We start from the raw sequence: 13,638 nt of genomic DNA, 5'->3' as shown, positions 1-13,638 counted from the left end.
CCTTATACAAAACCCGGGTTTGTTCAAGCCTCAACGATGTACAAGTGCCAGGCCGCGCAGGTAGTCGGCCCAGGGGTCGCTGCCGCTCGCGGCGGCCTGCAGGCTGATCGGCAACCTGGCTTGTTGACGCAAGGCCAGGCTGTCGTGCAGCAGGTGCTGTTCGACAATCACCTGCGTCAGCGCATAGCTGCGCGGCGAGTCCAAGGTGCGAGGAACGCGCCGCTCCAGGCTGTCCGGTGCGGGAATGTTGTCCGCCGTGGGCAGATCATGGTCGAGCTTGTTGAGTACCAGGCCGGTATCGACTAGCGTCAGCGCTACCTTGGCCGGTGGGGTTCCGCGTGCATACGCTTGCCAGTCGAAGCGCATCCAAGCTGGGTGGGTGGCATTGTCGACAGCTTGTATGACCTGGGAGTAATCCAGATCGCGTCGTGGGCGAATCAGCACCTGCCTGGGGAAGAATTCATAGAAGTGCCGGTCAGTGAAATACGCGACATACACCAGCACACCGAATCGACCCACCTCTGTGGAGCCCTGCGGCCCCCGCCGGCTCACGCTGAAAAACTGCACGTTGCCATACTCCAGGGCTTCACGCCGCGGCAAAGTCAGGTGCGACAGCCAATAACGAATGGATTCTCCATAAGCAGCCTTCAACTGCTGGAGCTTCAGGTCAAAGGCGATGGCAAATACTGTATTGATCCGCCCCAGCAGATGAAAGTGCTTGGCCATTTCCCGGTATTTGATCGCCGGGTTTGAGGAATGCCAACGGCGAGAGGTGGTGTCCAGGGCGCCGGCCATGTGCAGGTCGACGAAGGAATACTTAGGCCCGGTATGCACATCCTCAAAGCGCCCTTCTTCGGAAAATGGCGAGTCTTGCGGCAGCCACATCAACACGCGCGTCTCAAGCAACGCATTGTCAGGGTAGACCTTGTGCAGATCCTCCAGGGCGGTCTGCCGCAAAGTGACGATGGGCTGGGCAAACGCCCGCAGCGTTGAGGCCAGGCGTGCACGTTGGAAGTTGAGCGCCTGGCTTGCGCTGTTCAACGCTTGCGCACCGCTGCGTGACTGGGCGGGCAACACGCCGTTGGCCTCGGCCCAGTCCAGGATCGGGCCGACCGCTTCGGTGCTGGCCAGGAAGCTTTTCCAGCCACCTTCCGGGTTCAGGTAGGCCAGGGTCATGATCTGCGGGTAGCTCAACTGACGGGACGACCCTGTCACGACTTTTTCCATATAACTCACGTACTGGCGGAACAGCACCCAGGCCTGGGAACTCAGGCAAGGTGTGGATTCGGGAATGTCGCGAACCAGCAAGTGCGGGCTTTTTGCGCAGAGCAGTAGATGGGCGGCGAGGGCTGCTACCGGTGCGCTGAGCCCTTGCAGGCTGACTTCGATCTGGTGGCGGACGAAAGACACGGACTCACCCCAGTAGTAGTCATCGTGCCAGTCGATGTAGCTGATGCGGGTGGGGTGCAGGTGCGGCTCGGGATCCAGGCTCAAGATCAATGCCGCCAGGATCAGCGCGTTGCGACTGCCGCTTTCGGTGCGCTCACTCGCATGGCCACCATGCCAGTGCAAGGTGTTCGAGAGATTCTCGCCCAGTTGCTGGGCCAGGGGGGACGCCAGCAAACGGACCAGGAGAAAGTCCGCTTCGGCGCGCACGTCGGCCACCGATTTTCCGGCCAGGCCGGCTTCCCCCAACGCTTCAAACAGCGCGCCGTCCCTGTTCGCCATGAATGCCTGGCTGATGTCCAAGACCTGCTGGCGTTCCAGCGTCGACAATTGCCACGCCGTCGGCTGCCAGCCGGTCGACGGTTTCAACGCCCGCCACCAGGCACGATCGCTGGCTGCCAGAGGCTGGCTGACTTCCAGGCGCTGCAGGATGACGCGGGCTTCTTCCAGTGTGCGGGGCGGACTCAATTGATAGAGTTTCAACGCCTGGGCGAGGGTGACGGTGGTGTCGGTGCGCAGGTAGCCACCGGCCTTGGCGGCCACGTCCCGCAGTTGGCTTACCAGCGCCGCCAGCCTGGGTTGTTCCTGTACGGCATCGGTCAGGGATGCCCAGTTGCCGTCCAGGTCGGATGCGCCGAGGCTGCCGGCGGCGCTCAGTACCACAGGGCTGGAGGGATCAATGCGTTCGCGAAGACGCAGGGCCAGGAAGGCAGGGTCGTCGGTCAGCACGCGCAATTGCCCATAGGCTTTTTTCACGGTGGCCTGGAGCGCATCCGGGTCACCGCTGAAGGGCATCTCAAGGCCGTCGGCCCCTTGCAGTGCACCCGCGTCGATGACCTTGGCCAACGCGGTGCGCAACATATGACGATCGTTCAACAGGCCGACATACTGCTGGTAACGATACAGCTCAGCAAAGGAACGTCTGGCATTGAGCACCACCGGTATTGTCGGGGCGGGCATCTGGCGCAAGCGCCCGACCAGGGCATTGATGGCCGACGCGCTCCAGGGCCGTTCGAAGGCGTATGCCTGCAAGGCCGCGGCGACGCTGAGGCTGTGGTCCAGGTAAAGATCAATGCCCAACTGGTTGCCGAATGACAGCAGTTTGTTCCAGCGCTCATCGCGATTGGCCGGGACGAGGAAGCTCAACGCCTGCTCATCGCCGGCTGTGGGTACTGCCAGCTGTTGGCGCTGGCAGTCGAAGTACACGCAAGCCAATGTGCCCGTGGTCGCGCTCAGGTCGTTTTCGTCCATGATCGCCTGCAGCAGGCCCGCTGCATCCTTCAAGGTCCTGGCCAGTCGCGAATCGGACTTCAATTGCAGGCGGGTGCGGTAAATATCCAGGGCCGAAAAAGCTTCGCTGTCCTGAGCAAGCCGCTCCAGGGCATCGGCCAGTTGTTGGCGGTCCCGGGCCTGCTCGGTTAATTCAGCGTAGATCACCGACTTGCTGCGCCCGTTGTCGTCAAACCCAGGAAAACCACCCAAGGCTTCCAGCTCTTCGACAATCGTCCCGGCCTGTAAATGGTTGGCCGGCATCGGTAAACCATGGAAGGCCAGCGCCATGTTCAACGGCAGCGTCAGGGCTTGCGCTTGCGGCTGTGGGTCGATAGGGGGCATGCCCAGTTCAATCGGGTCGATCAGTTGGCTGATGAAAATAATCGGGTTGGCGTGCATCCACCAGCCGGACGCGTCGGCCAGCTTGAAGACTCTGTGCTGGCCGCCCACGGTGGCACTCAGGGTGCTGTTGTGGACCCGCAGGCTCTCGTGATCAAAGCCTTCCAGGGCATCGACCCAGGCCCTGAATGCCTTGCCGTTGATGGCTTTGCCGAAGGCTGCGCTCCATTGGCCCAGTAAGGAGCCAGCGGCAATCGTCACCGGCTGCGAAGGTGGCGCCAGGGCCTGGCTCGCCGCAATGGCAAGCACGCCGGTCAATTGTTCGATCAGGCTGCGGTCACCCTCCATGCGCAGGGCCTGGCGTTCACTCACAAAGTTCGTCGAAGGTTTGAGCGTGACCGGCAAGGCGGTATCGCTGGGCAAGGCGTCCCAGGTCAGGGCGAGGGTGCGAAAGTCTTCCATGAATGCGGTTCCGGAGTTGAGGGTAAACCCGGATGTTCACATGGGCGGTCGGCGTCCCAGTAGCGGGGGCTTCCGGTAAGGCCGTGGCTTGTATCAGCCAGGGCTGCCCGCCATCGCGGCGTGGGGCGGCCTGGCAGCCGCTGAGTATCCAACTGACGGGGGCAAGCCCCCTCCCACATAAGAGAGCAAGCCATTGCCATATTTCGCCCCGTGTTCCCTCAGGCAGGCACGAGGAAGGCCGCCTTGAGCAACTGCCGCGTGTAGGCGTGCTGCGGGGCAGCAAAAATATCTCGCGCATCACCTTGCTCCACCACCTGGCCTTGCTTGACCACCATCAACTGGTGACTCAGCGCCTTCACCACCGCCAGGTCATGGCTGATAAACAGGTAGGTCAGGTTGTACTTGGCCTGCAGGCCGCGCAGCAATTCCACCACCTGGCGTTGTACCGTACGGTCCAGGGCCGAGGTGGGTTCGTCCAGCAGGATCAGGCGCGGCTTGAGCACCAGGGCGCGGGCGATGGCGATGCGCTGGCGTTGGCCGCCGGAGAATTCATGGGGGTAACGATGGCGGGATTCGGGATCCAGGCCCACCTCCTTGAGCGCCGCGATGATCGCTGCTTCCTGCTCGGCAGGTGTGCCCATCTTGTGGATGCGCAGGCCCTCGCCGACGATCTCGCTGACGCACATACGTGGGCTCAGGCTGCCGAACGGATCCTGGAACACCACCTGCATTTCCCGGCGCAATGGGCGCACCTGTTGCTGGCTGAGCTTGTCCAGTTGCTGGCCTTCGAAGCGAATCCCGCCTTGGCTGCCGATCAAGCGCAAGATGGCCAGTCCCAGGGTGGACTTGCCCGAGCCGCTTTCACCCACAATGCCCAGGGTCTGCCCCTGGGGCAGGCTGAAGTTGATCCCGTCCACGGCCTTGACGTAGTCGACGGTGTTGCGCAAGAAACCTTTCTTGATCGGAAACCAGACTTTCAGGTTGTCGACTTCCAACAACGCTGGCCCTACCGCGTTGTTGGCCGGCCCACCGCTGGGCTCCGCCGCCAGCAACTCCTGGGTGTAGGGATGCTGGGGTGACTGGAACAGCGTCTCGCAATCGGCCTGCTCGACGATGCAGCCCTGTTGCATCACGCACACGCGGTGGGCGATGCGTCGCACCAGGTTGAGGTCGTGGCTGATCAGCAGCAGCGCCATGCCCAGCCGGGCCTGCAACTCCTTTAGTAGTTCGAGGATCTTCAACTGCACAGTGACGTCGAGGGCCGTGGTCGGCTCATCGGCAATCAGCAGTTCCGGCTCGTTGGCCAGGGCCATGGCGATCATCACCCGCTGGCGCTGGCCGCCGGACAATTCGTGGGGCAGGGCCTTGAGGCGCTTGTGCGGCTCGGGGATGCCCACCAGTTCCAGCAACTCCAGGGTGCGCAGGGTGGCGACCTTGCCGGTGAGGCCCTTGTGCAAGCCGAGCACTTCGTTGATCTGTTTCTCGATGCAATGCAACGGATTCAACGAGGTCATCGGCTCCTGGAAGATCATTGCGATACGGTTGCCGCGAATATGCCGCAGGGTTTTTTCTTTCAGGGTCAGCAGGTCTTGCCCGGCATATTCGATGGTGCCGGACGGGTGCCTTGCCAACGGGTAGGGCAGCAGGCGCAGGATCGAATGGGCCGTCACCGATTTGCCGGAACCGCTTTCACCTACCAACGCCAGGGTTTCGCCACGCTTGATGTCGAAGCTGACGTGATTGACCACGCGATGGTGTTGCTCACCCGTGACGAACTCGACACTCAGGTCGCGGATTTCGATCAGATTGTCCTGAGTCATCTCATTTCCTCGGGTCGAACGCATCGCGAGCGGACTCGCCGATAAACACCAGCAAACTCAACATGATCGCCAGTACCGCGAAGGCACTCATGCCCAGCCACGGCGCCTGCAGGTTGGATTTGCCCTGGGCCACCAGCTCACCCAGTGATGGCGAACCGGCCGGCAGGCCAAAGCCAAGGAAGTCCAGGGCGGTGAGGGTGCCGATGGCGCCGGTGAGGATGAACGGCAGGAAGGTCATGGTCGAGACCATCGCATTGGGCAGGATATGACGGAACATGATCGCGCCGTTCTGCATGCCCAACGCCCGTGCCGCACGCACGTATTCGAGGTTGCGCCCACGCAGGAACTCGGCACGCACCACGTCCACCAGGCTCATCCACGAAAACAACAGCATGATCCCCAGCAGCCACCAGAAGTTGGGCTGCACGAAGCTGGCGAGGATGATCAGCAGGTAGAGCACCGGCAGCCCCGACCAGATCTCCAGAAAGCGCTGGCCGGCCAGGTCGACCCAGCCGCCGTAGAAGCCCTGCAAGGCACCGGCAATCACGCCGATGATCGAACTGAGCACGGTCAGGGTCAGGGCAAACAGCACCGATACGCGAAAACCATAGATTACTCGCGCCAGCACATCACGGCCCTGATCATCGGTGCCCAGCAGGTTGGTGCTCGAGGGGGGCGCGGGGGCGGGGACCTTCAGGTCGTAGTTGATGCTTTGGTAGCTGAACGGGATTGGCGCCCAGAGCGTCCAGGCGTCCTTGGCCTTGAGCAACTCCTGGATGTACGGGCTCTTGTAGTTGGCTTCCAGGGGGAACTCGCCGCCGAAGGTGGTCTCCGGGTAGCGCTTGAGCGCCGGGAAGTACCAGCCGCCATCGAAGTGTACGGCCAGGGGCTTATCGTTGGCGATCAACTCGGCGCCCAGGCTCAGTACGAACAGGACCAGGAACAGCCACAGCGACCACCAGCCACGCTTGTTGGCCTTGAACCGCTCGAACCGGCGGCGATTGAGGGGGGACAGGTTCATCTCAATGCTCCCGGCTGGCGAAGTCGATACGCGGATCGACCAGGGTATAGGTGAGGTCACCGATCAGTTTCACGACCAGCCCCAGCAGGGTGAAGATAAACAGCGTGCCGAACACCACCGGATAATCGCGGTTGATCGCCGCTTCAAAGCTCATCAGGCCCAGGCCGTCGAGGGAGAAGATCACTTCCACCAGCAACGAGCCGGTAAAGAAGATGCCGATGAAGGCCGAAGGGAAACCGGCGATTACCAGCAGCATGGCGTTGCGGAACACGTGACCATAGAGCACGCGGTGGTTGGTCAGCCCCTTGGCCTTGGCGGTGACCACGTATTGCTTGTTGATCTCGTCAAGAAAGCTGTTTTTGGTCAGCAGGGTCATGGTTGCGAAGTTGCCGATCACCAGCGCGGTGACAGGCAGTGCCAGGTGCCAGAAGTAATCGAGGATCTTGCTGCTCCAACTCAACTCATCGAAGTTGTTGGAGGTCAGGCCGCGCAACGGGAACCAGTCCAGGTAGCTGCCTCCGGCAAACACTACGATCAGCAGGATTGCAAACAGGAACGCCGGGATCGCATAGCCGACGATGATCGCCGAGCTGGTCCACACATCGAAGTGGCTACCGTGGCGTGTAGCCTTGGCGATCCCCAGGGGGATCGATACCAGGTACATGATCAGGGTGCTCCATAGCCCGAGGGAGATGGACACCGGCATCTTTTCCTTGATCAGGTCGATGACCTTGGCGTCACGGAAGAAGCTGTCGCCGAAATCCAGCTGGGCGTAGTTCTTGACCATGATCCACAAACGTTCCGGCGCCGATTTGTCGAAGCCGTACATCTTTTCGATTTCCTGGATCAGCGCCGGGTCCAGGCCCTGGGCACCACGGTAGCTGGAACCGGCCACCGCGACTTCGGCACCGCCGCCGGCGATGCGGCTGGTGGCGCCGTCAAAACCTTCGAGCTTGGCGATCATCTGCTCCACTGGGCCCCCGGGGGCCGCCTGGATAATGACGAAGTTGATCAGCAAGATCCCGAACAGCGTGGGGATGATCAGCAACAGGCGGCGAACAATATAGGCCAGCATTCAATTGCCTCCGCTCGCCGTATCGGCGTTTTGCGTGGTGTCCAGGGAGACCGCCGGTTTGACGTCGGGTTTGGCCCACCAGGTGGCCGTGCCCACGTCGTAGCGTGGTGAGACCTTCGGATGGCCCAAATGGTCCCAGTACGCCACGCGGAAGGTCTTGATGTGCCAGTTGGGAATTACGTAGTAACCAAACTGGAGTACGCGATCCAGCGCCCTGGCGTGGGCTATCAGGCTTTGGCGCGAACCGGCGTCGATCAGCTCTTCCACCAACTGGTCGACGGCGGGGTCCTTGAGGCCCATGTAGTTGCGACTGCCGGGCTTGTCGGCGCTGGAGGATTTCCAGAATTCGCGCTGTTCGTTACCCGGCGAAGTGGATTGCGGAAAGCTGCCCACCAGCATGTCGAAGTCCCGCGAGCGCAGACGGTTAATGAACTGCGAGACATCCACCCGACGAATCACCAGATCGATGCCCAGGTCCGCCAGGTTGCGCTTGAACGGCAGCAGGATGCGTTCGAACTCGGTCTGGGCCAGCAGGAACTCGATGGTCACCGGCTTGCCGGTGGTGTCGACCATCTTGTCATCGACGATCTTCCAGCCGGCCTCTTGCAGCAGTTGGTAAGCCTCGCGCTGCTGGGTGCGGATCATGCCGCTGCCGTCGGTTCTGGACGGCTCGAAAGCCTGGGTGAAGACTTCGGCAGGGATCTTGTCGCGCAAGGGTTCAAGGATCGCCAGCTCATCCGGGCCGGGTAAACCGGTGGCGGCCATTTCCGAATTTTCAAAGTAGCTGCGCGTGCGGGTGTAGGCGCCATTGAACAGCTGCTTGTTGCTCCATTCGAAATCCAGCAACAGGCTGATGGCCTTGCGCACCCTTACATCCTGGAACATCGACTTGCGTGTGTTGAACACGAAGCCCTGCATCCCGGTGGGATTGCCGTTGGGGATTTCTTCCTTGATCAAGCGGCCCTGGGTCACTGCCGGAATATTGTAGGCATTGGCCCAGTTCTTCGCGCTGAACTCCAGCCAGTAGTCGAACTGCCCGGCCTTCAAGGCCTCCAGGGACACGGTACTGTCGCGGTAGTAGTCGGTAATGCGGGTATCGAAATTGTAGAAGCCCTTGGTCACCGGCAGGTCCTTGGCCCAGTAGTCCTTGACCCGCTCGTAGCGGATCATGCGTCCGGGCTTGACCTCTGCCACCTGGTACGGCCCGCTGCCCAGGGGAATTTCCAGGTTGCCCTTGGAAAAATCGCGGGTCGCCCACCAGTGCTTGGGCAGTACCGGCAATTGCCCGAGGATCAGCGGCAATTCACGGTTGTTGGTACGCTTGAACTTGAACAACACACGTAGCGGGTCTTCGGCCACCACTTCATCGACGTCGGCGTAGTAGTTGCGGTACAGCGGGTTGCCGTCCTTGATCAGGGTCTGGAAGGTGAATACCACGTCTTCGGCGCGGATCGGGTGGCCATCGTGGAAGCGCGCCTCGGGGCGCAGGTAGAAACGCACCCAGCTGTTGTCCGGGGCCTTTTCGATCTTGCCGGCCACCAGGCCGTATTCGGTAATGGGCTCATCCAGGCTTTGCACGGCCAGGGTGTCGTAGATCAACTGCAGGTTATCCGCCGGCACGCCCTTGCTGATGTAGAGGTTGAGGCTGTCGAAACCGCCCATGGCCGATTCATGGAAGGTGCCGCCCTTGGGGGCGTCGGGGTTTACGTAGTCAAAATGCTTGAAGTCGGCGGGGTACTTGGGTGGCTCGTTGTAGAGGGTCAGCGCATGTTGCGGGGCGGCTTGGGCCGCGGTGCACAGCAACAGGCTGGCGAGCAGGGTAGTACGCAAAGACATCATTGGGCTTTCTCCGAAGCTTTCAGCCACCACGCGCTCAGGCCCAGGCTATAGGGCGGCGTGGTGACGAAGGCGAACCGGTTGCGGTACGCCAGGCGATGATAGTTGAGGTACCAGTTGGGAATGCTGTAGTGCTGCCACAGCAGCACACGGTCCAGGGCACGGCCGGCGGCCAGTTGTTCTTCGCGGGTCTGCGCCGCCAGCAGTTGGTCCAGCAGGTGATCGACCACCGGGTTGGCGATACCCGCGTAATTCTTGCTGCCCTTGATCGCGGCCTGGCTGGAGTGGAAGTACTGCCACTGTTCAAGACCGGGGCTTAAGGTCTGGTTGAGGGTCATCAGAATCATGTCGAAATCGAATTGATCGAGGCGCTGTTTGTACTGTGCACGGTCGACCGTGCGCAAGCGGGCGTCGATGCCGATGCGGGTCAGATTTTCGACATAAGGTTGCAGGATGCGCTCCAGGTTCGGGTTGACCAACAGGATCTCCAGGCGCAACGGTTGCCCGTCCTTGTTGAGCAGGCGCTGCCCTTGTCCCGACAGCTTCCAGCCGGCGTCGCCGAGCAAGGCCAGGGCGCGGCGCAGGGTGTCGCGGGGGATGCCGCGACCGTCGGTTTGCGGCAGGTTGAAGGGTTGGGTGAAGAGGGCGGTTGGCAATTGGTCGCGGTAAGGGGAAAGCATCAACCACTCATGCCCGGTCGGCAGGCCGCTGGCCGAGAATTCGCTATTGGGGTAATAGCTCACCGAACGCTTATAGGCGTTGCTGAACAGGGTGCGGTTGGTCCATTCGAAATCGAACATCAACCCCAGGGCTTCGCGCACCTTGGCCTGGCTGAACGCGGGACGCCGGGTGTTCATGAACAGCCCCTGGCTCTGGGTGGGAATCTGATGGGCAATCTGCGCCTTGATCACGTCACCGCGATTGACCGCCGGGAAGTTGTAGCCCGTGGCCCAGTTCTTGGCCTGGTGTTCGATATAGATGTCGAATTCGCCGGCCTTGAAGGCTTCAAAGGCCACGTCGCTGTCGCGATAGAACTCCACTTCGACTTTGTCGTAGTTATAGAAGCCGCGGTTGACCGGCAGGTCCTTGCCCCAGTAATCCTTGACCCGCTCGAACACCAGTTGCCGGCCAGGGGCGACCTTGGTGATGCGATAAGGCCCGCTGCCCAGCGGCGGCTCGAAGGTGGTGGCCTTGAAATCGCGGTTCTTCCAGTAGTGCATGGGCAGCACCGGCAGCTCGCCCAGGCGCAGGATCAGCAATGGGTTGCCGGCACGCTTGAATACAAAGCGGACGCGGTGGCGGTTGAGGATATCCACCCGCGCCACTTCCTGCAGGTTGGTGCGGTATTGCGGATGGCCTTCGGTCAGCAGGGTGCGATAGGAAAATGCCACGTCATCGGCAGTGATCGGCTTGCCATCGTGAAAGCGCGCCCCGGGGCGCAAGTTGAAGACCACCCAGCTGCGGTCTTCGCTGTATTCCACTGACTGGGCAATCAGGCCGTAGCTGGAGGTGGGCTCGTCGCCGGACGGCGCATATTGGCCGGTGCCGACCATCAAGGGTTCGTTCAGCTCATTGACGCCGTATTGCAGGAAATTGCCGGTGGCCACCGGGCTGGTACCCTTGAAAGTATAAGGGTTGAGGGTGTCGAAGGTGCCAAATCCCATGATCCGCAGGGTTCCGCCTTTGGGCGCTGCAGGATTTACCCAATCGTAATGGGTGAATTTGGCCGGGTACTTGAGTGAGCCGAACTGCGCGTAACCGTGGCTCTCGGTAATCGTCGCGTTCGCCGCAAAGCTCAAGGCCAGACTTATTAGTAGAAGGAGAGGACGCTTCAAGTCAGAGATCCGATCCAGGCGGCTTGGGCTTTATGATCGGTACAGTAACAGCTTGTTCCGGTTGGAAAAAGGCTGCTGAGAGCACTGGAGACTCAATGTGGGAGGGAGCCTCCCGATAGCGGTGTGTCAGTCAATACCAGGCTGACTGACCCACTGCTATCGGGAGCAAGCCCCCCCCACATGAGCCTCCCGGTGTTCTTGAGGCTTTATCTTGGCCCGGAAACGACCAGCATCTGCCCAGGCTTCAAGGCCTGGCCGGTGCGCGGGTTCCAACGCTTGAGATGTTGCATCTCGACGTTGAAGCGCTTGGCGACCATGTACAGCGAGTCGCCTTTCTTGACCTTGTACTGCACCGGTTTTTTCGCCGCGGCTTTACGAGTGTCCTGCATCACCAGGGTCTGGCCGACCTTGAGGGCCTGGCCGTTGAGCTTGTTCCAGCGTTGCAGATCATGCACATCGACCTTGTTGGCCTTGGCGATCAAGGTGAGGTTGTCGCCACTGCGCACCTTGTAGCTGCGGGTGCGCCCGGCCACCGACTTGGTCTCGACTTCGTCGAACACCGGCTTTTTCGGACGCATACTCAGCAATTCTTCGGGCTTCATCGTCGAAAGGGTGCTGGTCAGCAACTGGGCCTTGGACGTCGGCACCAGCAAATGCTGGGGGCCGTCCAGGGTGGTGCGCTGCTTCAAGGCCGGGTTGAGCTGGAACAGTTCGTCTTCGTCGATCTCGGCCAGCGCGGCAACCCTTGACAGGTCCATGCTCTGCTTGACTTCAACCACTTCGAAGTACGGCGTGTTGGCAATCGGGTTCAGGTTGACACCGTAGGCCTCAGGCGCCAGTACCACCTGGGACAGGGCCAGGAACTTGGGCACGTAGTCCTTGGTTTCCTGGGGCAGGGGCAGGTTCCAGTAATCGGTGGGCAGGCCGAGCTTTTCGTTGCGCTCGATGGCCCGGCTGACCGTGCCCTCACCGGCGTTATAGGCCGCCAGGGCCAGCAGCCAGTCGCCGTTGAACATGTCATGCAGACGCGTCAGGTAGTCCAGGGCGGCGGTGGTGGAGGCGGTAATGTCGCGACGGCCGTCGTAGGCACGGGTCTGGCGCAGGTTGAAGTAGCGCCCTGTGGAGGGAATGAACTGCCACAAGCCGACTGCATCGCTGCGCGAATAGGCCATTGGGTTGTAGGCACTTTCAATCACTGGCAGCAGCGCCAGCTCCAGGGGCATGTTGCGTTCTTCAAGGCGTTCGACGATGTAATGAATGTAGAGGCTGCCGCGTTCGCCGGCGTTCTCGAGGAAGGACGGGTTGCTGGCGAACCACAGGCGCTGTTGCTCGATGCGCGGGTTGACGCCGACGCCGTCCTGCAATTGAAAGCCCCGACGCATGCGCTCCCAGACATCCTGGGGCACTTCGGGGCTAGGCTTCTCTGATAGCCAAATAGGTTTTTGCTTGATCTTGGCAGCAAGATTGGGTTTGGGTTGCACGGTGGATTGTGCAGCGTAATGGGTCGATTGGCAGCCCGCCAGAGTCGCGGAGACAGCCACCGCCACGGCTTGAGCCAGGCGGGTCAATGCGTCTGAAGAAATGGATTTACGAATAGATGACGACATTGGCTGGAAGTAAGTTCCGGGCAAAAATGTCGGGCGATTCTAGAAAGCGCTTCGGTTCCGGTCAACCATTCAGAAATTACGTATCAGAATACGTCCTCTTAGAACTTATCTTTCCAAGCCCTCAAGCTAGCAAACACCTCGGCCCCAGAGCGGTTGTCGCGGCCATTCCGTTCGTCCGCTTTTTGTTTAACGGATGTTTCAGCGGTACGCAGGAAAGGGTTGGTACGTTTTTCCAGGGCCAGATTGGAAGGCAGCGTCATCTCGCCGCGAGCCCGCAGTCGAGCAACGTTCTCTACTCGTTCGGCAATGTCGGCGTTGTGGGGTTCCACGGCCTGGGCAAACTTGAGATTGCTTTGTGTGTATTCATGGGTGCAATACACCAGCGTATCGGCCGGCAGGGCGGCCAGGCGTTCCAGGGAGGCATGCATCTGCTCCGGCGTGCCCTCGAACAGGCGCCCGCAACCGGCGGCGAACAAGGTATCGCCACACAACAGCACCCCTTCGTGATAAAAGGCGATATGGCCCAGGGTATGCCCCGGCACGGCGTAGACGTCGAAGTCCCAGCCCAGCACGTCGATACGGTCATTGTCCTGCAGCGCCACGTCCCGCGCCGGGATCTTTTCGTTGGCCGGGCCGTAGACCTTGGCGCCGGTCAGCCGTTTCAGTTGCTCGACACCGCCCACGTGATCATGGTGATGGTGGGTGACCAGAATGTCGCTGAGGGTCCACTCGGCGTTCTGCTGGAGCCAGGCCAGCACTGGCGCGGCATCGCCCGGGTCGACCACGACGCAGCGCCGGGTGGCGGGGTCTTGCAACAACCAGATGTAGTTGTCGGTGAAGGCGGGTAGGGCACTGATCTGTATCATTCTTCGATTCGCCAAGCTGAACACATTGGTGCATCTTAGAACGTCTAGGCGAGTTGGAG

General features: G+C 61.0%; 8 protein-coding genes. All 8 read right to left on the bottom strand.

Translation table 11 applies throughout. The features are described from left to right. Nucleotides 1-30 precede the first annotated feature (30 nt). Complete coding sequence (locus NMB39_RS16445) at nt 31-3,519, bottom strand: hypothetical protein (RefSeq protein ID WP_494340425.1); 3,489 nt, start codon at nt 3,517-3,519, stop codon at nt 31-33. 218 nt (nt 3,520-3,737) lie between these two features. Beyond that, complete coding sequence (locus NMB39_RS16440) at nt 3,738-5,339, bottom strand: ABC transporter ATP-binding protein (protein ID WP_198719855.1); 1,602 nt, start codon at nt 5,337-5,339, stop codon at nt 3,738-3,740. Between the two features lies 1 nt (nt 5,340). Further along, entirely contained in the window at nt 5,341-6,360 is a 1,020-nt protein-coding gene (locus NMB39_RS16435; protein ID WP_057022540.1) for an ABC transporter permease, read from the bottom strand. Between the two features lies 1 nt (nt 6,361). Beyond that, nucleotides 6,362-7,435, bottom strand: coding sequence for a microcin C ABC transporter permease YejB (locus NMB39_RS16430; protein ID WP_494340426.1), 1,074 nt, complete (start codon nt 7,433-7,435; stop codon nt 6,362-6,364). Further along, on the bottom strand, nt 7,436-9,274 hold the full coding sequence (locus NMB39_RS16425; protein ID WP_494340427.1) for an extracellular solute-binding protein: 1,839 nt from the start codon (nt 9,272-9,274) through the stop codon (nt 7,436-7,438). It abuts the gene before it with no gap. Further along, a complete protein-coding gene (locus NMB39_RS16420; protein WP_494340428.1) occupies nt 9,271-11,106 on the bottom strand; it encodes an extracellular solute-binding protein in 1,836 nt (611 codons plus the stop codon). Before NMB39_RS16420 ends, NMB39_RS16425 begins: the two co-directional genes overlap by 4 nt. A gap of 206 nt (nt 11,107-11,312) precedes the next feature. Further along, nucleotides 11,313-12,713 carry a transglycosylase SLT domain-containing protein gene (locus tag NMB39_RS16415; protein WP_057011157.1) on the bottom strand — a complete coding sequence of 467 codons (1,401 nt, stop codon included), beginning with the start codon at nt 12,711-12,713 and terminating at the stop codon, nt 11,313-11,315. A 98-nt stretch (nt 12,714-12,811) separates the two neighbouring features. After that, the gene (gene gloB, locus NMB39_RS16410; RefSeq protein WP_306957778.1) at nt 12,812-13,579 is read right to left on the bottom strand and encodes a hydroxyacylglutathione hydrolase; all 768 of its coding nucleotides are present in this window, start codon (nt 13,577-13,579) and stop codon (nt 12,812-12,814) included. Between the last annotated feature and the right edge of the window lie 59 nt (nt 13,580-13,638).

Source organism: Pseudomonas sp. FBCC-B545 (assembly GCF_059134095.1).
This window is presented reverse-complemented; position numbering and strand designations above follow the sequence as displayed.